This window comes from Methanomassiliicoccaceae archaeon DOK, assembly GCA_009911715.1.
Classification (GTDB): domain Archaea; phylum Thermoplasmatota; class Thermoplasmata; order Methanomassiliicoccales; family Methanomethylophilaceae; genus Methanoprimaticola.
Genome location: CP047880.1, coordinates 16,814 through 39,066 on the forward strand (window position 1 = coordinate 16,814; position 22,253 = coordinate 39,066).

The 22,253-nt window shown below is 60.1% G+C and carries 28 protein-coding genes; 14 read left to right on the plus strand and 14 right to left on the minus strand.

Translation table 11 applies throughout. The annotated features are described in order from the left end of the window. Positions 1-4: 4 nt before the first annotated feature. The 5 genes from JS82_00090 to JS82_00110 form a co-directional block, all read right to left on the minus strand. Complete coding sequence (locus JS82_00090) at positions 5-616, minus strand: hypothetical protein (protein QHK16633.1); 612 nt, start codon at positions 614-616, stop codon at positions 5-7. Continuing rightward, positions 613-1,557: a transcriptional regulator gene (locus JS82_00095; protein ID QHK16634.1), complete on the minus strand. Its 945-nt coding sequence runs from the start codon at positions 1,555-1,557 to the stop codon at positions 613-615. Before JS82_00095 ends, JS82_00090 begins: the two co-directional genes overlap by 4 nt. Positions 1,558-1,657: 100 nt before the next feature. After that, complete coding sequence (locus JS82_00100; GenBank protein ID QHK16635.1) at positions 1,658-2,146, minus strand: Hsp20 family protein; 489 nt, start codon at positions 2,144-2,146, stop codon at positions 1,658-1,660. 94 nt (positions 2,147-2,240) lie between these two features. Then, positions 2,241-4,403: a CDC48 family AAA ATPase gene (locus tag JS82_00105; protein ID QHK16636.1), complete on the minus strand. Its 2,163-nt coding sequence runs from the start codon at positions 4,401-4,403 to the stop codon at positions 2,241-2,243. Beyond that, positions 4,400-4,906 carry a helix-turn-helix domain-containing protein gene (locus tag JS82_00110; GenBank protein QHK16637.1) on the minus strand — a complete coding sequence of 169 codons (507 nt, stop codon included), beginning with the start codon at positions 4,904-4,906 and terminating at the stop codon, positions 4,400-4,402. The genes JS82_00105 and JS82_00110 overlap by 4 nt, the downstream gene beginning before the upstream one ends. Positions 4,907-5,113: 207 nt before the next feature. Here JS82_00110 and JS82_00115 point away from each other — a divergent pair, with 207 nt between their 5' ends. Next, positions 5,114-6,445: a TrpB-like pyridoxal phosphate-dependent enzyme gene (locus JS82_00115; protein ID QHK16638.1), complete on the plus strand. Its 1,332-nt coding sequence runs from the start codon at positions 5,114-5,116 to the stop codon at positions 6,443-6,445. A gap of 43 nt (positions 6,446-6,488) precedes the next feature. On the opposite strand, the gene JS82_00120 is transcribed toward JS82_00115, so the two are convergent. After that, entirely contained in the window at positions 6,489-7,148 is a 660-nt protein-coding gene (locus tag JS82_00120; protein ID QHK16639.1) for a nitroreductase, read from the minus strand. A gap of 1 nt (position 7,149) precedes the next feature. Continuing rightward, positions 7,150-7,521: a metalloregulator ArsR/SmtB family transcription factor gene (locus tag JS82_00125; protein ID QHK16640.1), complete on the minus strand. Its 372-nt coding sequence runs from the start codon at positions 7,519-7,521 to the stop codon at positions 7,150-7,152. A 108-nt stretch (positions 7,522-7,629) separates the two neighbouring features. Here JS82_00125 and endA point away from each other — a divergent pair, with 108 nt between their 5' ends. Further along, a complete protein-coding gene (gene endA / locus JS82_00130) occupies positions 7,630-8,682 on the plus strand; it encodes a tRNA-intron lyase (GenBank protein QHK16641.1) in 1,053 nt (350 codons plus the stop codon). Here endA and JS82_00135 read toward each other — a convergent pair. The 3 genes from JS82_00135 to JS82_00145 all read right to left on the minus strand — a co-directional run bounded on the left by JS82_00135 (position 8,672) and on the right by JS82_00145 (position 10,228). Continuing rightward, on the minus strand, positions 8,672-9,013 hold the full coding sequence (locus JS82_00135; GenBank protein ID QHK16642.1) for a hypothetical protein: 342 nt from the start codon (positions 9,011-9,013) through the stop codon (positions 8,672-8,674). The two genes, endA and JS82_00135, sit on opposite strands and share 11 nt — an antisense overlap. A gap of 101 nt (positions 9,014-9,114) precedes the next feature. Further along, positions 9,115-10,047: a transcription initiation factor IIB gene (locus JS82_00140; GenBank protein ID QHK16643.1), complete on the minus strand. Its 933-nt coding sequence runs from the start codon at positions 10,045-10,047 to the stop codon at positions 9,115-9,117. Continuing rightward, the gene (locus JS82_00145) at positions 10,013-10,228 is read right to left on the minus strand and encodes an H/ACA RNA-protein complex protein Gar1 (protein ID QHK18330.1); all 216 of its coding nucleotides are present in this window, start codon (positions 10,226-10,228) and stop codon (positions 10,013-10,015) included. The genes JS82_00140 and JS82_00145 overlap by 35 nt, the downstream gene beginning before the upstream one ends. Positions 10,229-10,670: 442 nt before the next feature. On the opposite strand from JS82_00145, the gene JS82_00150 reads away from it, so the two are divergent. The 4 genes from JS82_00150 (at position 10,671) to guaA (JS82_00165) (ending at position 13,560) form a co-directional block, all read left to right on the plus strand. Further along, positions 10,671-10,979 carry a hypothetical protein gene (locus JS82_00150; protein QHK16644.1) on the plus strand — a complete coding sequence of 103 codons (309 nt, stop codon included), beginning with the start codon at positions 10,671-10,673 and terminating at the stop codon, positions 10,977-10,979. 88 nt (positions 10,980-11,067) lie between these two features. Beyond that, positions 11,068-11,547: a 5-(carboxyamino)imidazole ribonucleotide mutase gene (gene purE, locus JS82_00155; GenBank protein QHK16645.1), complete on the plus strand. Its 480-nt coding sequence runs from the start codon at positions 11,068-11,070 to the stop codon at positions 11,545-11,547. Further along, a complete protein-coding gene (gene guaA / locus JS82_00160; GenBank protein ID QHK16646.1) occupies positions 11,534-12,481 on the plus strand; it encodes a glutamine-hydrolyzing GMP synthase subunit GuaA in 948 nt (315 codons plus the stop codon). Before purE ends, guaA (JS82_00160) begins: the two co-directional genes overlap by 14 nt. 92 nt (positions 12,482-12,573) lie before the next feature. Further along, positions 12,574-13,560, plus strand: coding sequence for a glutamine-hydrolyzing GMP synthase (gene guaA, locus JS82_00165; GenBank protein ID QHK16647.1), 987 nt, complete (start codon positions 12,574-12,576; stop codon positions 13,558-13,560). A 69-nt stretch (positions 13,561-13,629) separates the two neighbouring features. Here the strand turns inward: guaA (JS82_00165) and JS82_00170 are convergent, their stop codons facing one another. Continuing rightward, on the minus strand, positions 13,630-14,007 hold the full coding sequence (locus JS82_00170) for a PH domain-containing protein (protein ID QHK16648.1): 378 nt from the start codon (positions 14,005-14,007) through the stop codon (positions 13,630-13,632). Positions 14,008-14,114: 107 nt separating this feature from the next. On the opposite strand from JS82_00170, the gene JS82_00175 reads away from it, so the two are divergent. Together JS82_00175 and JS82_00180 are read left to right on the plus strand one after the other, a co-directional pair. Continuing rightward, complete coding sequence (locus tag JS82_00175; GenBank protein QHK16649.1) at positions 14,115-15,596, plus strand: aldehyde dehydrogenase family protein; 1,482 nt, start codon at positions 14,115-14,117, stop codon at positions 15,594-15,596. Positions 15,597-15,668: 72 nt separating this feature from the next. Then, positions 15,669-16,244, plus strand: coding sequence for a GMP synthase subunit A (locus JS82_00180; GenBank protein QHK16650.1), 576 nt, complete (start codon positions 15,669-15,671; stop codon positions 16,242-16,244). Between the two features lie 38 nt (positions 16,245-16,282). On the opposite strand, the gene JS82_00185 is transcribed toward JS82_00180, so the two are convergent. Continuing rightward, the gene (locus JS82_00185) at positions 16,283-16,540 is read right to left on the minus strand and encodes a hypothetical protein (GenBank protein QHK16651.1); all 258 of its coding nucleotides are present in this window, start codon (positions 16,538-16,540) and stop codon (positions 16,283-16,285) included. Positions 16,541-17,004: 464 nt separating this feature from the next. Between JS82_00185 and JS82_00190 the strand changes: the two genes are divergently transcribed. From JS82_00190 to JS82_00200, 3 genes are read left to right on the plus strand one after another with little or no spacing between them, the layout of a single operon-like run. Further along, the gene (locus JS82_00190; protein ID QHK16652.1) at positions 17,005-17,229 is read left to right on the plus strand and encodes a protein translocase SEC61 complex subunit gamma; all 225 of its coding nucleotides are present in this window, start codon (positions 17,005-17,007) and stop codon (positions 17,227-17,229) included. Positions 17,230-17,241: 12 nt separating this feature from the next. Continuing rightward, positions 17,242-18,054 carry a transcription elongation factor Spt5 gene (locus JS82_00195; protein QHK16653.1) on the plus strand — a complete coding sequence of 271 codons (813 nt, stop codon included), beginning with the start codon at positions 17,242-17,244 and terminating at the stop codon, positions 18,052-18,054. A 3-nt stretch (positions 18,055-18,057) separates the two neighbouring features. After that, positions 18,058-18,528 (plus strand): 50S ribosomal protein L11, encoded by a 471-nt coding sequence (locus JS82_00200; protein QHK16654.1) that lies wholly within the window; start codon positions 18,058-18,060, stop codon positions 18,526-18,528. A 37-nt stretch (positions 18,529-18,565) separates the two neighbouring features. On the opposite strand, the gene JS82_00205 is transcribed toward JS82_00200, so the two are convergent. Both JS82_00205 and JS82_00210 read right to left on the minus strand, forming a co-directional pair. After that, positions 18,566-19,429 carry a hypothetical protein gene (locus JS82_00205; protein QHK16655.1) on the minus strand — a complete coding sequence of 288 codons (864 nt, stop codon included), beginning with the start codon at positions 19,427-19,429 and terminating at the stop codon, positions 18,566-18,568. Continuing rightward, the gene (locus JS82_00210; GenBank protein ID QHK16656.1) at positions 19,426-19,992 is read right to left on the minus strand and encodes a hypothetical protein; all 567 of its coding nucleotides are present in this window, start codon (positions 19,990-19,992) and stop codon (positions 19,426-19,428) included. The genes JS82_00205 and JS82_00210 overlap by 4 nt, the downstream gene beginning before the upstream one ends. A gap of 226 nt (positions 19,993-20,218) precedes the next feature. Here JS82_00210 and JS82_00215 point away from each other — a divergent pair, with 226 nt between their 5' ends. From JS82_00215 to rpl12p, 3 genes are read left to right on the plus strand one after another with little or no spacing between them, the layout of a single operon-like run. Beyond that, positions 20,219-20,857, plus strand: coding sequence for a 50S ribosomal protein L1 (locus tag JS82_00215; protein QHK16657.1), 639 nt, complete (start codon positions 20,219-20,221; stop codon positions 20,855-20,857). 12 nt (positions 20,858-20,869) lie between these two features. Next, a complete protein-coding gene (locus JS82_00220) occupies positions 20,870-21,877 on the plus strand; it encodes a 50S ribosomal protein L10 (GenBank protein QHK16658.1) in 1,008 nt (335 codons plus the stop codon). Positions 21,878-21,896: 19 nt separating this feature from the next. Then, entirely contained in the window at positions 21,897-22,214 is a 318-nt protein-coding gene (gene rpl12p, locus JS82_00225; protein ID QHK16659.1) for a 50S ribosomal protein P1, read from the plus strand. Positions 22,215-22,253 lie beyond the last annotated feature (39 nt).

Below are 22,253 nucleotides of genomic sequence, written 5' to 3' on the forward strand. Positions count from 1 at the left end.
TGGCTCACCTCAGGAGTCTGGCTATGTTCTCGGCACGTTCGACCTCGATCACGGCGAGCAGGCTCCTCTTGTACCTGGCGACGTCCCTTATCTGGTCGGCTATGTACGCCTCCCTCTTCTCGGAGACCTGCCTGTATCCCTTGACCTCGTGGATGAAGGAGTCCCATTCTACGGCGAACGACGCAGGGTCGGTCGACTTGAATCTGTGTTTCATGCCCTTCTTGGCGAGGCGGTGCTCCTTCACGAAGTCCCATGCCTTCACGGTGTCGCAGTACATCTCCGTGAAGTCCGCGTCGTTCATGTCAAGGGCGATGGCGTTCTTGCCCTCCTTGGAGCAGAGGTCCACCAGCACGCACATGGCGGGGGACGGGATCTCGACCTGCTCCCCCGTGAGCTGCTCCATCCTCTGGGCGTATGCTATGTCGAGTTCGCTCACCTCGAAGTCGTCCTGGAGCTGAACGCGGTTCTTGATGGCCTGGATGCCCTCGATCCCGAGGGAGACGCCGTAGGCCTCGAACCCGCCGTATGCTGCCTCGACCTTCGCGGTCTCGGACAGGATGCCGTTCACGACGGGCAGTATGCAAACCCTGCAGTCTCCGACCGGGAGCTCGATCATTTCCTGGTCCCCCTGGAGGCCACGAGGTCCGTGAGGTCCTCCGGGGCGTCGATCTTCTTCAGCTCGTCGTTGGAGACGACGGCGGTGGAGTCGATGTTGTCGCGGTCGTGCTTGCACTCCACTATCAGGACGGAGAAACGGTCCATGATGCGGGCTATGTCGGAGGCGACGACCGCCTTCTGGATGAGTTTGGCGTCATCCGTGCCGAGTCCGGTGAGCATCAGCGCCTTGCTGTTGTGGCTCACGGCCTCGAACGGGCTCTTGATCACGGGGGTGACGGAGAAGCCGAGGTTGCAGAGCTGGTTGACCGCGAACGTGTCTATCGGCTCGCGTCCCGTGCGCTCCTCCCTGCTGCGCTCCTCGCTCTTGAACTCGAACGGGTCTATCGGCTCTATGACTGGGAGTCCGAGGTACTCCTCGATGCGGAGCGCCGCGTCTATCATGGCGCCCATGCCCGACTCGTACATCTGTATGGTCCTGCGGGAGACCCCAGCGGTCTCCGCCAGGGCGCCGAGGCTGATGCCGCGGTCCTCCCTGATGGACTTCAGGAGGTCGCCGTCCAGCTTGACGTACAGGCCGCCGGGCGCCGCGAAGATGAACGGTGGCGCCTCCTCCAGCAGGAGGTCGGCCAGCGTCTCGTTGGAGACGATGGATATGTTGAATCTGGAGTAGACGATGCCGGGTTCGAGCGCTCCCGAACTGGAACGCTCGCCCACGACCATGGGCGTCGCGCTCAGCGCCTCCGCGAGGACCTTCATCTCCTCGGCGTTCTCCTTGGAGAACGCGTCGATGTTGCTGAGGACCTTGATGATCAGGACCTTCTGGTCCAGCCTCGCGACCACGTCGAAGCACACGCCTCTGATCGTCAGGGCGGAAGACACGTCGAACCCCGCCTTCGCTAGGATGGCTCTGGTGGTGTTGATTAGGTCGTTCCTGCCCATGTTTGACAAAGTGTCAGACCTTCTATATAAAAGGGTGCCAGACTCTCCCAGAATGGTTGGAAGGGCCCGGTGAGGGGGCGGGATCCCGCCCCCGGTGCGATCAGGCGATGCTGATCGTCTTTCCCTCGTGGGACGGCGACACCTTGTTAAGTGTCACCTCCAGGAGGCCGTTGTTGTACTCCGCCTTGGCGGAGTCCACGTCGACGTCGCAGGGCAGGGCGAGGTCCTTCTCGAACCTCCTGCCCGGGGTGTCGACCTTGATGGAGAGCATGTTCCCGGTGCATCTGAGGGTGATGTCCTCTTTGGCGACCCCGGGGATCTCGGCAACCGCCCTGACCACGGAGTCCTCCTCGGTCACGTCGGTGAAGAACTCCCTGGTGTCGCCGGAGCTCAGCGCGTTCAGCCTGCTGCCGGAGTTGCCGAACTCCTTGACGTGCCTCACGCCGTCGGGTCCCTGGTACATGGTGTATCCGTACGTCTTCACGTCGGGACCGGTCATGTCCATCTGCGAGAACATGTCCTCGATCCTTCTGTTCAGGCTCTCGAAACCTCCGAAGAGGTCGTTCCAGATGTCATCTGCTGCGCTCATAGTCAATTCCTCCCTTGTCGATTTTCCTTGATTCCAGTGTTCTGGCTTTTTCTCTTTCTCATGTTTTCGTTAAAGTGTTTGAGGAGGGGAGGGATCACTCCTTCCCGTACTCCTTCAGCTCCTCCCTGGCCTTGGGTCCGAACTTCTCGAGTGCCTTCTCGAAGTCCTCCCTGTCGACCTTGCAGGCGGCGATGTCGTCGTCGCTGGGGTTCGGGTTCGTCGAGACCAGCTTCCTCACCGCGTTCATGACCGCCTCGTTGCAGATGGCGGCGATGTCCGCTCCGGTGCACCCGTCGGTCCTCTCGGAGAGGTCGTCGAGGTCCACGTCGTCCGCCAGCGGGCGGCCCTTGGTGTGGATGCCGAAGATCGACTTCCTGGACTCCTTGTCCGGAGGTCCGATGAAGATCGACTTGTCGAATCTCCCGGGCCTGAGCAGGGCGGGGTCCATGATGTCCGGGCGGTTCGTCGCCGCGATGACCACGACGTTGTTCAGGCTCTCGAGGCCGTCCATCTCGGTCAGCATCTGGGATATGACCCTCTCGGTGACGTTGCTGTCCCCGTTTCCGGATCCCCTCTCCGGTGCGATCGAGTCGATCTCGTCCATGAAGATGACGCAGGGCGATGCCTGCCTCGCCTTCCTGAACGTCTCCCTCACGGCCTTCTCGGACTCTCCGACCCATTTGTTGAGGAACTCCGGGCCCTTGACCGCGATGAAGTTCGCCTCCGACTCTGTCGCCACCGCCTTGGCCAGCATGGTCTTTCCGGTGCCGGGCGGTCCGTAGAGCAGGATCCCCTTTGGGGGCTTGGCGTTCATGTGGTCGAAGACCTTGCCGAACTTCAGGGGCCACTCCACAGCCTCCTTCAGCTCCTGCTTGGCGTCCTCGAGGGCTCCGATGTCCTCCCATCTGACGTTGGGCTTCTCGATCAGGACCTCCCTCATGGTCGAGGGCTGCATGTCCTTCAGGGCGTTCTTGAAGTCGTCCTTCGTGACGCTGATGGAGTTCAGCACCTCCCTGGGGATCTCCTCGGCCTCGAGGTCCACGTCCGGCAGCACCCTCCTGAGCGCGGCCATGGCGGCCTCCTTGGTGAGAGCCGACAGGTCGGCTCCGGAGTATCCGTGGGTCCTGTCCGCGAGCCACTTCAGGTCGACGTCCTCCGCGAGGGGCATGCCCCTGGTGTGGATCTCCAGGATCTCGAGCCTTCCGTCCCTGTCCGGGATTCCGATCTCGATCTCCCTGTCGAACCTGCCGGGCCTCCTAAGTGCCTCGTCGATGGAGTTGGGCCTGTTCGTGGCTCCGATGACCACGACCTTTCCCCTGGAGTTCAGGCCGTCCATCAGCGACAGGAGCTGGGCGACGATACGCCTCTCCTCCTCGCCGTTGACCTCCTCCCTCTTGGGGGCGATCGAGTCGATCTCATCGATGAAGATGATGCTCGGCGCGTTCTCCTCGGCCTCCTTGAAGATCTCCCTCAGCTTGCCCTCGGACTCACCGTAGAACTTGCTGACGATCTCCGGGCCGCCGATGGAGATGAAGTTGCTGCTCGTCTCCCCTGCGACCGCTTTGGCCAGCATGGTCTTCCCTGTTCCTGGTGGTCCGTGGAGCAGCACCCCCTTGGGAGCCTCCACGCCCAGCCTCTTGAAGAGTTCGGGGTGCCTGAGCGGCAGCTCGACCATCTCACGGATCTTCCTGACCGCGTCCCCCAGACCTCCGATGTCGTCGTACGAGACCTTCGGGACGTCGCCGTTGTTCGCGGCGGGCTTGTCGGAGACCTTCACCTCGGTGGTGTTGGCCATCAGCACGGCCTCTCCCGACGGAGCGAAGGACGTGACTACCAGGTCGATCTTGTTGCCCATCACGTTCAGCGTGATGGTGTCGCCTTTGGCGAGGGCCCTTCCCTCGAGGACCTGCCTGAGGTACTCCTCGCCTCCCTGCAGCCTCAGCTGCTCGGTCGGTGCGAACGTTATCTTCTCGGCGTTCTTCGCGGCCACCTTCTTGACCGCGACCCTCTCGTCGAGGGAGACCCCCGCGTTGCGCCTGGTCGATCCGTCGATCCTTATGATCCCGCGGTTCGCGTCCTCGGGAGCGCCCCTGAGGACCTTCGCGACGGTCTTCCTGTTACCGTCTATCTGCACTATGTCGCCGACTTTGATTCCGAGGATGTCCATCAGCTCGGGGTCGAGTCTGGCTATTCCCCTGCCAGTCTCGCCGGGCTTCAACTCGGCGACCTTGATCGCTTTCTCGTTTACCATACTCATACCTCCCTTTCGATTGTCATCTGTTCGATGTTCCCATCCGTGCCCTGTTCCTCCGTCTCGGATTCCGCGAACGCCTCAGCGATCGCGTTCCTCTCCGAGACCAGAGCGGCGCGCTCCTTGTCGAGCTCCTTAATCCTTGAGTCTATCTCTTGGATGCGTTCGGACGCCTCCTCCGCGGTCATTCCGGTCGGGGTGTCGACGATGACTCTCTCGGACCCGATGACCTTGGCGGAGAACATGCTCCTGTGCATCTCCACGACCAGAGTGAACTCCGTGTTTGGGGTGTAGACGATCCTCATGGGACCCATGGAGCTGTCGACGCGGCTGCTGACCACGAGGCCGTTCTGCTCCATCAGTGCCAGATTCTTCATCACGGCCTGCTGGCTCACCCCCAGCTCCTTGGACAGGCGCAGGGGATAGCTCGGCTCGCGTACCAGCGATTCCAGTATGCGTCTCCGGGTGGGGTTCTCCACCATGGAGAGCAGGATGTCGATGTCGTCCATGTTATCCCTCGGTTGTCAACCCTTAGTTCACTACCACAGTATATGCAAGAACTTCTATAAAAAACTATCTTAAATGCATCGATACGGGGCCTTTCACCACTCTGTACGCTGATGAACAATAACATTCGTTCAGAATCAAATATATTGTATAATAAAGTACATTCTCTAACCATTATGTACATATATATCCAATGATTAGCATAACTCATGGCAATACCGAAAGACGCACGCATCACACTCGACCCCGAGGAGATTCCCAAGAGATGGTACAACCTCGCGGCCGACCTTCCCGAGCCTCTGGCTCCGCCACTCAACCCCGTCACCAAGGAGCCCGCCAAGCCTGAGGACTTCGCCGCCATATTCTGCAAGCCCATCATCCAGCAGGAGGGCTCCACCGAGAGGTACATCGACATCCCCGAGGAGGTCCGTGACGCCCTGGTCAATCTGAACAGGCCCTCCCCCCTGCAGAGGGCATACCGCCTGGAGAGGTATCTCAAGACCCCTGCAAAGATCTACTTCAAGAGGGAGGACATGAGCCCTCTCGGAAGCCACAAGGGGAACACGGCTCTGGCACAGGCGTACTACAACGCGGAGTCCGGAATCCACACCCTCACCACAGAGACCGGCGCCGGCCAGTGGGGGACAGCCCTGGCCATGGTGTCGAATCTGTTCGATATCGACACCACCGTGTTCATGGTCAAGGGCAGCTACAACCAGAAGCCCTTCAGGAAGACCCTGATGAACATGTACGGTGCGAAGGTGTACGCCTCCCCGTCCGAGTACACGGAGTTCGGGAAGAAGATCCTCAAGGAGCATCCGGACACGACCGGGTCCCTGGGCATCGCGATCTCCGAGGCATGCGAGCTCGCGGTCAAGGACGAGGGAACATGCTACGCACTCGGCAGTGTCCTGAACCATGTGATGCTGCATCAGACCGTCATCGGGGAGGAAGCCATGCTCCAGATGCAGAAGGCCGAAATCGAACCGGATTACATGGTCGCGTGCGTCGGCGGAGGCTCCAACTTCGCGGGATTCACCTTCCCGATGATGGCGGAGAAGATCAAGGGCAAGAGCGAGACCGAGATCATCGCGGTAGAACCCAAGGCCGCACCGTCCCTCACAGAGGGGGAGTTCAGGTACGATTACGGCGACACGGGCGGAATCACGCCCCTCATCATGATGTACACGCTCGGGTCCGAGTTCGTGCCCAAGAGCATCCACGCAGGAGGCCTCAGGTACCACGGCATGGCGCCGCTGGTCTCCGCCGCCTACGACCAGAACCTGCTGAAGGCGGTGGCATACGACCAGACCGAGACCTTCGAGGCGGGTGTGACCTTCGCCAAGACGGAGGGCATCGTCGCCGCTCCCGAGTCGTGCCATGCCATCAAGGGCGCGATCGACAAGGCCCTGGAGTGCAAGGCAAACAACGAGGAGAAGACCATCGTGTTCTGCCTCTCCGGTCACGGGTTCCTCGACCTGTACGGATACGAGCAGTACATGGAGGGCACCCTCCAGTCGTCCTCCCTCGACAACTACTGAACAGCCAAAAACCCTCCCCGCATCTCGCGGGGAGGGACCGGGCTCACGCCCACCTGAAGTTTTCCTTTCCGGCGCCGATCTCGAAGTGCAGCTTGGCTATTCCGAGGTCGACCGTCGCGTACGGCCCCTTGCCGGTCTCGGCCCTGACGCTTCCGTCGTCGTTGAGGGTGAATCTGAACTTCTGCTGGTTCATGGCGGTCGGTGCCAGCATCGCGGATTCCATCCCGTTCCTGAACCACTCGGGCATCTCCCCCGGGCAGACGCACAGGTCCCCCATGTCCTTGCTCTTGTGCGCCGTCCCCTGGTCGGAGCCGTACCCGAGGGCCAGGACGCAAACGAGCTTCTCATCGTCCTTGATCTGCACGTCGAGCTTCCTCTTCTTGTAAGTGAGTCCCACCCAGCATGTGTTGAGGCCCAGCATCTGCGCCTCGAGGACGACCTTCTCCCCGTAGTAGCCGACCTTCTCGTCGCTGTCCTCCTTCTTCCGGATCAGGGCAACGTAGTTCCCCACGTTGTCGAAGCCTCTGGCCATTATCCCCTCGAAGACTCCGGGGGCGTCCGTCACCAGCTGGAAATGGAGATGGCCCTCCGCGTTGCAGGTGTCGATCATGTTCTGAAGCTCTCTTCTGGTAGGCTCGTCGATCCTTCTGTCGGTGTACTTCCTCACAGAGTTGCGTGTTTTCACTGCCTCAATGATGTCCATGTCATCTCTCCTCGGGTACGATCGGGAATCCGTTGGCTCTGATCCTGTCTATCACCGCGCACACCTCACCGGTTATGTCGTGGAGGCGGTGCCAGACATCGGACTGTATGTCCAGGCAGTACAGGTTCGAGGTCCCTCTGCGGTGCATGGTCACGATCCCCGCCTGCCTCAGCGTCTTCAGATGGTAGGACACTGCCGGTCTCGAGAGGCCGACGCACTCGGTGATCTCCTGGACGCTCAGCCCGTAGCACCTGTTCTCCAGCAGGAGCAGGATTATCCTCTGCCTGTGGGGGTCTCCCAGCACGGTCAGGCTCTCGCAGCTCTTTCTGAAGTCCTCCGTCAGCCTCTCCCGGGCTTCCTCGTACTCGTCCATAATGGTTCATTCGTTTAAACATTTAAACATATTTGCAGGACCTTCCGCCAGGGCCGAAGCGATGGCGCCCCTGCCTCCGTTATATACATGGACAATCTACTCGGCACGATGGCAGGCCAACTAGTCGACGACATCGTTGAGGTCAGGGACCAGAGCGAGGGAAGCAGGCTTTACACCAGGGGCAACTTCGGATACCCGCGCAGCGGGGGCGGGGTCGACCTGGACCTCGTAGAGGCCACGTACCTCGTCGAGTGCAGGAGGCTTGAGGTGGAGGGTCCGGAGGGCCCGATGCCATACGACGATCTGTTCCGCCATTCCGCCAAGGTCGTCGAGGGCTTCGACATCAAGTATCTCGTCTACCGCGATCTCAGGCAGCGCGGTTTCATCGCCAAGTACGAGACCGGCGACTACGACATCTCCGTGTTCCCCAGAGGGAAGACCATGAGTAACTCCAGGCCCGAGTTCCTGGTGCGCGCCGTGTCGGAGAGGAACGCCATCGACGTAGCCACACTGATCAGGGAGACGTCCGAGACCAAGGACAGGAAGAAGAAGCTCCTGTACGGTGTCGTCGACGAGGAGGGGGATCTGACATACTACATCATGTCGATCCGCGACCCCGCGGGAAAGGTCTTCCCGGAGCCCATCGGCAGGAAGCCGGTCGGAAGGCTGATCCGCGACAGGGTCTTCGTCTTCGACAGGGACGACGCCGAGGCGCTGAGGGCCTACGGCTACTACGGGAAGTCCATCGTGGACGCGCTCCAGCTCTCGCTCATCGAGAGCTGTCATCTCGTGGGGAAGGGCAGGCTGACAGTCCTGGACCAGGACGACAACATCCTCTCGTTCGACGACCTGCTGGACTTCGGCAACTCCATGCAGGACGAGTTCCGCGTCAGATACCTCGTGTTCTCGGATCTGCGCGAAAGGGGTCTGGTCGTCAAGACCGGGTTCAAGTACGGCACCCATTTCAGGGTGTACCAGTCGTCGCCCGACGAGTGCCACGCGAGGTACCTGGTCCATGCGATGACCGATGACGGGCTCAGGATGTGGCCCGAGATCTCCAGGACCGTGAGGCTGTCAGGCGGTGTGAAGAAGGAGATTCTCTTCGGACGCGTCAGGAAGAACGACATCACGTATCTGGAGTTCAAGTGGTTCAAGCCTTGATCAGGCTCTCCAGGAAGCGTGCGAGGTCCCTGAACCTGCCGGCGTTGAGGAAGTAGACGTGGTCGGGGCCATCCCTGCGCGACGAGATCAGTCCCGCCTCCTTCATCTTCCTGATGGCCGCGTTCGTCCGGGGGCCGTCCATGCCGAACAGTCCGTCCGGGAACGGGGAGCGCGCCTCCTCTCTCGCCAGCCCTCTGACCAGCGTGAGCACGTCCTTGTCCGCAAGGGCGGACAGCATGTCGAACTCGGGGTCGTCCGAGATGCCGAGTGCGTGCCTGTTGGTCAGGCAGATGTGCTTGCTCGCCTTCTGCACGGGCTGTTCGTCGCTCATGGAGCAGGTTAAGTCACTCCTAAATCTTATAGGTTGTCACATCTGGGTAAATTTGAAAAGAATGGAAACTGGGGCGCCTTCCGGCACCCCGAATCGGTTTGTCAGAGCTGGATCTCGATTCCGAGTTTCTCGGTGAGCTCCTTGTAGCGGTTCCTGATGGTGACCTCGGTCACTCCCGCCACATCGGCCACCTCCCTCTGGGTCCTGCGCTCGTTGCACAGGATCGAGGAGATGTAGATTGCCGCGGCGGCGACGCCGGTGGGTCCCCTTCCGGAGGTGAGCTCCTTCTCGGACGCGTCCTTGAGGATCTCGGCCGCCTTGCTCTGTACCTCTCCGCTCAGCTTCAGCTCGGAGCAGAACCTCTGGACGTAGTCCTGGGGCTTCGTGGGCATGAGCTTGAGCTTCAGCTCACGGGTCATGAACCTGTACGTCCTTCCGATCTCCTTCCTTCCGACGCGGCTGGAGTTGGCGACCTCGTCGAGCGTCCTGGGCACACCGCACTGCCTGCACGCTGCGTAGAGCGACGCTGCCACGACGCCCTCAATGGACCTTCCTCTGATGAGGTTCTTGTTGACGGCCTTCCTGTAGATCATGGCCGCGGTCTCCCTCACGTTTCTGGGGAGTCCCATTGCCGATGCCATCCTGTCGAGCTCCGAGAGTGCGAATGCCAGGTTCCTCTCGGTAGCGTTGGATACACGGATCCTCCTCTGCCACTTCCTCAGCCTGTACAGCTGGGCCCTGTTCCTGGTGGGGATGCTCTTGCCGTAGCTGTCCTTGTTCTTCCAGGAGATCTCGGTGGACAGCCCCTTGTCGTGGATGGTGTACGTCATCGGGGCACCGGTACGGGCGCGCTTCTCGCCCTGCTCCACGTCGAACGCCCTCCACTCGGGCCCCTGGTCGATGAACTGGTCGTCCAGGACGAGTCCGCAGTCCTCGCACAGGAGCTCTCCGCGCTCGTAGTCGCGGACGAGGTGGTGGCTGCCGCACTCAGGACACACCTCAATCTCTTCTGTTCCTTCTCTTACCTTTGGCATTCTGCTTGTTCCCCCTTATGTAAGTTTGAGTGCCGATCCTCGCCGGCCCACCCTCCGGTGTAACGGATGCGTAAGGTCCGTCGACGGGGCCGAAAACCCTGCCGACCGTGCCGAGCTTCTTCTGTTTCTCGTCGAAAACAGGCGTCCCGATGTCGGGAAGTTCGTCACAGCGAACGATCATCCTCCCATCGCAGGTGACTTCTTCAACGATACCCAGAACGTCCATCAGCTCGAATCACTCCAACGTGAAGATGATGTTCACGGAATGACTGTCCCAATATTTAAAAAATTGCATATACTTTATAAACAATGACTGTTCACGCCGTTTTCTAGAATATAAACGGTTCGGCTATGTAACCTATGGATGGATACCATCTCCATCATAGGGGTCGTGACCGTTTCCGATCGCCAGGAGGCGAATCGGGACACATCGCAGGCCCTGGCCGGAACCCCGGGGGAGCGCCCCTGTGTCTGGGGTTGCAGCCCACCCACATGTGCCGTCCCGGGGAGGGGCCTGTCGGGTGGGACAGACGTCCGCACAGCCAGCACAAGATTAAATAATAGTCAAAGGGTTCCTGTGCACAACAGCCCGCACCTGCGGGTATCAAAAACGGAGGCTAAAAATGGATATTACAATCATGTCCTTTCTGACCCTCGTGGTGTTCGCGTTTGCCCTCGTCATGCTCGTGGCGGGCATCTTCGCGGCGTACTTCGGCTCTGGAAAGAGCAAAGCCGCCGGCGGCGCGATGGCCATCATCGGTCTTATCGTGGGAATCGTCTGGGCATATCTCGTCGGATTCAGCGACATCTCGCCCTTCTGTGACGTCAACACATGGGACACAGTCTACGTCGCCATCATCAGCCTGATCGGAATCCTGATCGGTGCTCTTGTCGCCGTGGGCATCTTCCTCGTCGTCGTTCTCAAGAGCTGAACGACAAGGAAAAAACCCCTTCCAAACCCCAACCCCTTCACGCACCTTCTCGATATCCTTTTTAAGAGAATGCACTCTCGTACCATCAATGTCAAGGGTCTCCATCATTTTGGGAAGCAAGAGCGACATGCCCGTGGCCGAGAAGGCCATCACGATCCTGAAGAAGTTCAACATCGAGTACGACATCGCCGTGGCGTCGGCCCACAGGACCCCCGCCAGGGTAGAGGAGCTCGTCACCGGAAGCAAATCCGATGTCTTCATAGCCATCGCGGGACTCTCCGCGGCTCTGCCCGGCTCCGTTGCCGCGCTGACCGTCAAGCCCGTCATCGGCGTGCCCGTGAGCGGTGCCCTCAATCTGGACGCCATCCTGTCCATCGTGCAGCTGCCCCCGGGCATCCCCGTGGCCGCAGTCGGTCTCGACCGCGGAGACAACGCCGCCATCCTGGCCGCAGAGATCCTCGCGGTCACCGATGCCACTGTCAGGGAGGCCCTCCTGAACTACAGGCAGGCGCAGGCCGCCAAGGTGATCGCAGACTCCGAGAAGGTGGTTGCCGATGCTGGGTGTTGAGGACTTCATAGACGAGGCCGTCGAGGACATCAGGCAGAGGATCCCCGGCAAGGCCATCATCGCCTGCTCCGGCGGCGTCGACAGCATGGTCGCCGCCACCCTTGCCAGCAGGGCCATCGGCGACAGGCTTCTCGCCGTGTACGTCGACAACGGGCTCATGAGGAAGGGCGAGACCGAGGAGGTCGAGGGGATGCTCAAGGAGATGGGCATCAACTACAGGATCGCCGATGCGGGCGCCGAGTTCTTCGAGGCGCTCAAGGGGGTCACGGAGCCCGAGCAGAAGAGGAAGATCATCGGCGAGAAGTTCATCCGCGTGTTCGAGAGGATCGCCAGGGAGTTCGGGGCGGAGTGCCTCGTCCAGGGTACAATCGCCCCCGACTGGATCGAGTCCGGGGACGGGGTGAGGGACACGATCAAGTCCCACCACAACGTCGGAGGCCTCCCCAAGGACCTCGGGATGACCCTCGTCGAGCCCCTGAGGGACCTGTACAAGGACGAGGTCCGCGATGTCGCCAGGACACTGGGCGTCAGGGCGTCCGAGAGGCAGCCATTCCCCGGACCCGCGCTCGCGGTCAGGTGCCTGGGCGAGGTCAACCCCGAGAGCATCGCCATCGTCCGCGAGGCCTGCCACATCGTCGAGGACGAGATCCAGAAGGCGGCCGCGGCAGGGAAGATGGAGCTTCCCTGGCAGTACTTCGCGGTCCTGCTGCCGTCCAAGTCCGTCGGCGTGCAGGGAGACAGGAGGGCGTACGGCAGGACCATCGCAATCAGGGCGGTTGCGTCCGTCGACGGCATGACAGCCACCTACGCGAGGATCCCCCTCGAAGTGCTGGACGCCATGTCCACGCGCATCACCAACACCATGAAGGACTCTGTGAACCGCGTGGTCTACGACATCACCAACAAACCCCCGGCGACGATCGAGTGGGAGTGAGCCCTCTCCGACCGTCTTCCAATCCAAACCGGGGTCCGGGGCCTTCTCCCGGACCCCCTCCAGTTAAACGTGATGACCGCGTAACACCATCCATGAACGCTAACGGAAACAAACGTCCGGACGACATGGTGAGGATCACCACCCCCGAGCTCGCCAATGCCTTCATCGACGAGAAGGTCGCGGAGATCAGGGCCCAGGTCGGCGACGGGAAGGTGCTGCTGGCACTCAGCGGAGGGGTGGACTCCTCCGTGGTCGCCGCCCTGCTCATACGCGCCATAGGGAAGAACCTGGTGTGCGTGCACGTCAACCACGGGCTCCTCAGGAAGGGGGAGCCGGAGCAGGTGGTGGAGGTGTTCCGTAACCAGATGGACGCCAACCTCGTGTACGTCGACGCCGTCGACCGCTTCCTCTCGAAGCTGGAGGGCGTCGCCGAGCCCGAGCAGAAGAGGAAGATCATCGGAGCGGAGTTCATCCGCGTGTTCGAGGAGGAGGCCAGGAAACAGGAGGGTGTCGACTTCCTCGCACAGGGGACCATCTACCCCGACATCCTCGAGAGCGGCACCGTGAAGGCTCACCACAACGTCGGAGGCCTCCCGGAGGATCTGAAATTCGAGCTCGTGGAGCCGGTGAAGCTCCTCTTCAAGGATGAGGTCCGTGTGGTCGGGAAGGCCCTCGGTCTGCCCGACTCGATGGTCTACCGCCAGCCGTTCCCCGGCCCCGGACTGGGCGTCCGCTGTCTCGGAGCGATCACCCGCGACAGGCTCGAGATGGTCAGGGAGTCCGATGCGATCCTCCGCGAGGAGTTCGCCGCCAACGGGCTCGAGGGCAAGGTCTGGCAGTACTTCACCATCGTCCCCGACTTCAGGTCCGTCGGTGTCCGCGACGGCAAGCGCACATTCGAGAGGCCGGTCATCATACGCGCGGTCAACACCACCGATGCCATGACGGCGGAGGTCGAGGAGGTCCCGTACCCCCTGCTCAAGAGGATCGCCGCCCGCATCACCGCCGAGGTGCCCGGAGTGAACCGTGTGGTCTACGACCTCACCGCGAAGCCGCCGGGAACCATCGAGTGGGAGTGACAGGAGACAGAAGAAAACGGTCCGGGGGTTTCTCCCCGGACCAATCATTTTGTTCGTTTTTATCCAGAATCAGTCCAGGATGCACTCGCTGATGCACCTGCAGATCTTGCTCACGTCGGTCCTGCACGTGAACTCGAACTTGACCTGACCCATGCCGCTGAACCAGAGGTACAGTTCGCTGTCCAGGTCGATGACGCCGGCGGTCTCCACGGAGAACGCCTGGACCCTGTCGTAGGGGAGGATGGTGATCGTCTTCTTCTTCCCGGTTATGCCCTGTATGTTGATCGCGATCAGGCGCCTGTTGGTGAAGACCAGTCCGTCGCGGACGCTCTTGTACGTGTGGATGATGCTCTCGCCGCTCACCAGGATGCCGTTGATGAGGTCGGCGTACTCGTCGTTGTCCGACTCCTTCAGCTTCAGGTACTCCTTGTTCTCGAAGTCGATCATAAGGCGCGAATGGCGTTCCGTATTTAACATACAATCCGTCCAACCGATTTCGGAGTTCCTTAAAGCTTTATCAACCCAAAACCAGATTCTCAAGCAGGAGGCTTATCTTGGCAATCACACTCGATAAAGAATACGGCCTGTACATCGACGGAAAATGGGTTCCCGCTTCCGACGGCGGGAAGTTCGCGGTCTACGATCCTGCCAACGGAGAGCAGATCGCGGAGTGTGCCGAGGCGACCAAAGAGGACGTGGACGCAGCCGTGAATGCGGCATGGAAGGCGTTCCCGGCATGGAAGGCCGTCGACCCGTCCGTGAGGTCGAAGATCCTTCTGGACATCGCGGACGCCATCGAGGCCAACGCGGAGCGTCTGGCCACCGTGGAGTCTATGGACAACGGGAAGCCCATCCGCGAGACCATGAGCATCGACGTCCCCCTAGCCGTGGACCACTTCCGCTATTTCGCCGGCGTCCTCCGCTCGGAGGAGGGCAGCGCGACCGTGCTCGACGGCGACCTGCTGAGCATCATCCTGCGCGAGCCCATAGGCGTCGTGGGGATGATCGTCCCATGGAACTTCCCGTTCCTGATGGTCGCATGGAAGCTCGCCCCCGCCCTCGCCGCAGGGGACTGCATAGTTCTGAAGAGCTCCTCGTCCACACCTCTGAGCGCGTTCGAGCTCATGAAGGTCATCGGGGACCTCCTGCCGCCCGGAGTCGTCAACATCCTCACGGGAAAGGGCTCCAAGTCCGGACAGTACATGCTGGACCACCCCGGCTTCCGCAAGCTCGCCTTCACCGGATCCACTGAGGTGGGACTCAGCGTCAGCCGCGCCGCCGCGGACAAGCTCATCCCGGCGACCCTCGAGCTCGGAGGGAAGAGCGCCAACATCTACTTCGAGGACTGCCAGTGGGACAAGGCCATCGACGGCCTGCAGCTCGGCATCCTGTTCAACCAGGGACAGGTCTGCTGCGCCGGGTCCCGTGTGTTCGTACAGGACACGATCTACGACAAGTTCGTCGAGGCGGCCGTCGAGGCGTTCAAGAAGGTGAAGGTCGGCGACCCGCTGGACCCCGCCACCCAGATGGGCGCGCTGGTCAACGAGCACCAGCTCAAGATCGTCCAGAGCTACGTGGACATCGGCGTGCAGGAGGGTGCCAAGCTCGCCTGCGGGGGAAAGCGCAAGACCGACGGCGACTGCGCCAAGGGAGTGTTCTACGAGCCCACGCTGCTGGTGGACGTGACGAACGACATGCGTGTGGCGCAGGAGGAGATATTCGGACCCGTCGCGGTGGTCATCAAGTTCCACTCCGAGGAGGAGGTCATCGCCATGGCCAACGACTCCGTGTACGGACTCGGAGGCGCCGTCTGGACCAGGGACATCAACAGGGCCATCCGCGTCGCACGCGGCGTCGAGACCGGGCGCATGTGGGTCAACTGCTACAACCAGCTGCCCGCGGGAATGCCCTTCGGCGGATACAAGCAGTCCGGAATCGGCCGTGAGACCCACAAGGTCATCATGTCCGCGTACACCCAGCAGAAGAACATCGTCATCGACCTCAAGGAGACCCCCTCGGGATTCTACCCCCAGTGACGAACGTCAAAACGGGGGCCTCATCGGCCCCCTTCCCAATGTTTTTATCATGTCGCGGACTACGACCGTCCGATGAAAGTCTACGTCGTTGACAACGGGGGCCAGTGGACCCATCGCGAGTGGCGCGTTCTGAGATACCTCAAAGTGGAGACCAAGATCATTCCCAACACGACCCCGTTCGACGAGATCAAGGACGTCGACGGCCTCATCCTGTCCGGAGGGGCCCCCAGCGTCGCCACGGATGCGGGACGCATGGGCAACAACGGCGAGTACCTGGACAAGGCGGACTTCCCCATCTTCGGAATCTGCGCGGGAATGCAGTTCCTGTGCGAGCACTTCGGCGGCAAGCTCGGCCCTGGCTCCACCCCCGAGTTCGGAGGCGTCACGCTCAGGGTCAACTCCCACGACGATCTGTTCAAGGGGCTCCCCGACGAGTTCCAGGTCTGGGCGTCCCACAACGACGAGGTCAAGACGATCCCCGCCGGATTCGAGGTCACGGCGTCCTCTGAGACCTGCCCCCACGAGGCGGTGAGGTGCATCGACAGGCCGATCTTCGGGGTGCAGTTCCATCCCGAGGTCGAGAACACCGAGCACGGGCCGGAGATATTCCAGAACTTCCTTGACATTGTGGCGGAGCAGCGCCGTTGACCGGCGCCGCTCCTAAAACAGGAAAAAGTGATTATTGATCAGTTCTGCTGGCTGAGGACCTCGAGCTGGCTGATGACGTTCCAGATGATGGTCCTTCCGTGCAGAGGGATGTTGGGGTCGTTGGCGAGGTCGTCGAGGATGACGATGGCGCCGGTGGCGCGGACGTCCATGGCCTCCTTGGTGTCGAGGAGCCTGGCCTTCGCGTCTGTCGCACCCTTCCTGATGTTGCGGGGGATCGAGGTGTCCTCGGCGAGCATGTCGAGGACGTCGGTAATCTGCTTGATCTTGTCTGCCATGGGAATCACTCCGATCAGAGGGTCTCGAACTCTTCCTGAAGATCCTGCACGAGCTGCTCGAGGACCTCCTCGAAGCTGGTGGACCTGTACTCCCTGACTCCGCCCAGGTCGCTCTGGATCTTGATGACAAAATCGTTGTTCTCTTTGACGAGCTCTACGTTGCAAAGCACTTCTTCCATTCTAAATTACCCCCTAAAAGGTTCTATGCAAAACGGTACCCGCATCTCATATAAAGCCGTTCTGTTATGTCGGAAGTTTGACAGCACTGTCGTCCAACACGGTCCGTTCCGCCCGTTGCGGACATAGCCAGACATTCTTCCGGGCGTCTGGCGGCATGTCGCCTTTTTGTCGCGAATCGACGAAAGCTTTAAAATAGGAACATGATTAAGGGGCATTCCCTGCGTTATTATATCAGTGGTAACGAGGGAACTGGTCCGCGGCCCCCGCGGATGGAGAACGATACAATGGCTGAAGAAGAGTCCATGGCCTACGAGCTCCAGGACGAGTTCGAATCCAAGGCCCGCGGTTTCGGAAAGGGAAAGTACGGCAGGATCCTCAAGATGGCACGCACCCCCAGCAGGGAGGAGTACGTGAAGACGCTGTACATCACCGGTCTCGGAATCATCATCATCGGTGCCGCAGGCTTCGTCATCTGGTGGCTTATGACCATTCTCCCCACCTATTTCTGAGGAGGAACAGCGATGAGTCCCAGCATTTCCGGCGAGAACAACCTGCAGAGGGTGCATGCCGGCGGCAAGGTAGAATGGCCGTTCAGCGTCTCCGCTGAAGCGTCTGAGGTGAAGATCTCGTTCTCCATCATCACAGGCCCCGACGCGGACAACGCTCCCGAGTGGAACGTCACACTGTACGACAACGCCAACGGGGAGCTCTGGAGCAACTACCGCAGCAGGACCGAGATCTCTGTCGACCTGCCCGGAAGGAACCCCAAGGAGTTCGTCCTCGAGGTCATCTGCCCCAAGGGTGCCAGGTACGGCGACACCGTCGAGACCGAGGTCATCGCCGACGACGGCACATCGACGAACTCGATGCGCTTCAAGGCCGTTGCAACACAGTCCATTATGGTCCTCAAGACCCAGATCGACCAGGAGAGGAGCGTCGCAGACTCTCTCGCCTCCAAGGCCACTTCCGGTGAGAAGGACATATATGCGATCCTGAGCCCCTCCGGACTCAGGGGATACGTGTTCGTGGAAGGCATGAACACGGACCGTCTCCGTGAGAAGACCCGCGACATCAAGAAAGCGAGGTCCTTCATAGACGGAGAGACCAACATCGATGAGATCGGACCCTACCTCATCCCGATGTCCGCCGTTGTCGGTATCGTCGAGGGCGACATAGTCGAACTCGTCAACGGACCGTTCAAGGGCGAGAAAGCAAGGGTCCAGCAGATAGACCAGGCCAAGGAGGAGATCACAGTCGAACTCATCGAGGCCATGGTCCCCATACCCGTCACCGTCAAAGGAGACAGCGTGAGGGTTATCGAAAAGGAGAGATGAACAATGGTAGATACTGTTGAGGCATTGGTTGATGGAGGCAGGGCCTCCGCAGGTCCGCCCCTTGGACCCGCTCTGGGACCCAAAGGTGTCAACATCGGACAGGTCATCGCTAAGATCAACGAGAAGACAAAGGCGTTCGAGGGAATGAAGGTCCCCGTCAAGGTCCTTATCAACGACGACAAGACCTTCGACATCAAGGTCGGAACCCCTCCGATGTCCGCTCTGATCAAGGGAGAGCTCGGAGTCGAGTCCGGAGCCCACAACGCCAAGACCGAGAAGGTCGGAAACCTGACTCTCGAGCAGGCCAAGAAGATCGCCACCATGAAGCAGGACGATCTCCTCGGAGCCGACCTGAAGGCGAAGGTCCTGGAGGTCGCAGGAAACTGCGTGTCCGTCGGAGTCACCATCGACGGAAAGAACCCCAAGGACTTCACCAAGGCGGTCAAGGCCGGCGAGTACGACGGCCAGTTCTGATCAAACTTCACAGGGGAGGGAAACCTCCCCTTCATTCTCATTTTTCAAGCACTGAAATCCTGTCGGCCAGGGCCTTGAACGGTTCCGGTCCCCACTCACCGAGTTGCGACGGATCGATGAAGTTTATCACATCGCTTTTGGCAGATTCCCAGTCGAGAGTGTCGAATCTCTTCTTCAGTATGGTGACCAGTGTTTCGCGGTCGAGTCCCGTGGTGGGTTCGCACTTCTTGTCCAGTTGGGATTCGAGGCACCTTATGTCGATGGGGATGCCGTGCTCGATGTACCATCTGAAGTCGTAGAAATCCCTGCCCTTCACGCGGTTGCCCCAGTGGCGACAGAGGACCGCCGCCGTCTTCCCCGCGAACAGGACGGGGAGTGGTTCGGTCCGTACGGAATAGCACAGTGGGGAAGTCTTGCTGATAATCTCGCTTCTGGAGTACGGCGCCGGGTCCAGATCCACATCCAGCTTCACGGTCACCAACTCCTGCGAGTGGGCATCTTCGACAACATTTTCAGAGAATCCCGCTGTTCTCAGTGCGTTCCGGAGGTTCATCTTGATCTTGGCGGAGTACACCATCATCTCCCCTTTTGGTGGGCGGGTCTTGTACGACGGTTCGAAACCGAGGTCCTCTAGGTTCGAGCAGGTCCTCTCCAGATGCGGTCCGAAGTCGAAGCCGTAGTCCTTCTGGACAAGAGAGAAATCGAGATCCTCCGAGAATCTGTCAAGGCCGTACAGGATGCGCAGACAGGTTCCCCCGTGGAAGACCGCACAATCCGAGAAACCGCTCTCAGCCAGACCTGACAGGATCAGTTCCTGGAGTCCTTCTCTGAGCAGGTTCACGGCGGTGTCGAGGTCTTTCACACCGACGGGACAAAACAGTTCGGACGTATCTGGCTTCATGAATGCTCCTGTAGGTAATGTCCGAGGGTTCTCAGGGTTGTGCAGTGGTAGAGTGAGGCGTAGTCCAGGATTGTACGTGCATCGAGTTCAAGTATGGCGTCCTCATCGAAGCGGAGGTCCTCGAACATCAGCGCTTCCAATCCTGTGTAGGATCTCGTCGGGGGCATCTTGGACAGCTTGTCGCATACAGCCTTCGCCGCCGATGCAATCGGGTAGCTGCGGTCTCCGTCTCCCCAGTATTCGATGCCGACAGGAAAGGCATTCTCCGGAATGTCGTAGTATACGAAATTGCCGAGTGCGTTACTGTACCTCTTGGTTTTGCGCTTGCCATATGTCGCGCTGGTGATCCAGACCACGCGCTCCGGGATTATGCTGTGTCTCATCAGTGCGTACTCGAACGAGATGTACGATGGCTCGCAGATGTGACTAGCCACAAGGTATGGCGGGGTTTCCGGATCCGTCTCATAAAGGTCGCGTCTCAGTCTGACAACCTCTCCGTTCTCGACCATGCGTCCGAGCTTGCAGGCCGGGCTCGAGTACGAGTCCGACAGTGAGTCGATCATCAATTCCCCTTTGACAATCATAATTGCTCAACACAATTTAATGATTTAAAATTGATGGAGCAATTACACAGGCATAATCACAATCATAGTATTCATGGCAGTGTAGGAACGACGGCCGAGAGCCTCATGGTCGCCGAGGTGTTACCTTTAAATACTACCCCCTTATTAGCCATCCTTACTTGTAGGAGAGTCGCAAGACTCGCATGAACTACGAGGAGGAATTGTATTGGCAGAAAAACCAACCGTAATGGCTGTGCAGAAGGCACTCGAGAGTGCGAAGAAGCGCAATTTTACTGAGACGGTTGAGTTGGCCATCAATCTCAAAGATGTCGATCTGACCATCCCGAAGAACCGTATCACCGAGGACATCATCCTCCCGAGCGGACGCGGGAAGGCAGTGAAGATCTGCGTGATTGGTGGTGGCGAACTAGCCTTGAAAGCCAAAGACGTGGCCGACATCGTGATCACCCCCGAGGAACTCGGAGCGATCGCAGATGACAAGAAACAGGCAAAGAAGATCGCGAACAGCACCGACTACTTCATCGCCGAGGCGCCCCTCATGGCCGTCGTCGGTAAGAGACTCGGTACCGTTCTCGGTCCCCGCGGAAAGATGCCGAAGCCCATCGCCCCCGGAGCAGATCCGGCCGCGATGATCGACAGCCTCCGCAAGTCTGTGACCATCAGGACGAAAGACAGGAAGACCTTCCACGCCCCCGTCGGGACCGTGGATATGACCGCTGAGGAGATCGCCGAGAACGTCGATCTCATCCTCAAGCGTGTCGAGTCCCACCTGGAGAAGGGGAAGCACAACATCGCTTCCGCGTACGTCAAGACCACCATGGGCCCCTCGGAGAGGGTGTTGTAAGGAGGTTAAAAGATGGCACACGTCGCAGCTTGGAAGAAGGACATGGTAAGCGAGCTGGTACAGGACATGCGCGAGTACCCCGTCGTCGCAGTTGTCGACATGGCGGGCATTCCCGGTCAGCAGGTCCAGTCTATGAGGGCCGGACTCAGGGCTCACGCCAAACTCAAGATGACCAAGAACAACCTCATGCTCCTGGCCATCGAGGAGGCGGCGAAAGAGAAACCCGAGATCATCGGACTCAAAGACTCGATTCACGGACAGTGTGCGATTGTCACCACGGACATCGACCCCTTCAAGCTCTTCAAGAAGCTCGAGGCGACGATGACCCCCGCCCCCGCTAAGGAGGGACAGCTCGCACCGTTCGACATCGTCGTACCCAAGGGACCGACCCCGTTCGGACCCGGCCCGATTATCGGTGAACTTCAGAAAATTGGGCTCCCTGCCGCCATCGAGGCAGGGAAGATTGTAGTCAAGAAGGACACGACGCTCGTGAAGGAGGGGGAGCCGATCCCCGGACCCGTCGCAGCGATGCTGCCCAAGCTCGAGATTCTCCCCATGGTCGTAGGAATGGACCTCAGGGCCGCCTACGAGGACGGAGTGATCTACAGCAAGGATGTCCTGGACATCCCGGAGGACTACTACTCTACTATGTTCGCTACGGCCGCATACAACGCTCTGGCACTCGGTGTCTCGATTGCGTTCCCGACTAAGGAGACAATCGTCCCGCTCATCGCCAAGGCGTTCAGGGAGACTATGAACCTCTCTGTTGAGGCCGCGATACCGACCAAAGAGAACATCGACATCCTCCTGGCGAAGGCCGACGCCCAGATGCTGGCCCTCGCATCCGCAAGCGGATACACCAGCGACGAGATCGCGGCGAGGCTCAGCTCCGCCGCCGCTGCAGCCACCGTTGCAGCCCCCGCCGCCGAGGCCGCCCCTGCTCAGGAGACCGTCGAAGAGGAAGAAGAAGAGGTCAGCGAGGAAGAAGCAGCCGCTGGCCTTAGTGCATTATTCGGCTAAATTAAAGGAGTTGAATCAGATGGAGTATATCTACAGCGCTATGGTGCTCTACTCTGCCGGCAAAGACATCACCGAGGACGCTATCAACGCTATCCTCACCGCCGCCGGAGTCGAGGCTGACGCAGCTAAGATCAAAGCACTGGTCGCTTCTCTCGAGGGAGTTGACATCAAGGAGGCCATCGCAAGCGCCGCTATCTCTGCCGCGCCTGCTGCCGCCGCAGCCCCCGCAGCCGCCGCAGCTGCCGCAGACGCCCCTGCCGCAGCCGCCGACGAGCCCGAAGAGGAAGCTGTCAGTGAGGAAGAGGCCGCTGCCGGTCTCTCCGCTCTGTTCGGATGAACGGTTGGTCTTAAGCTGACAACACAAACCTTTTACCCA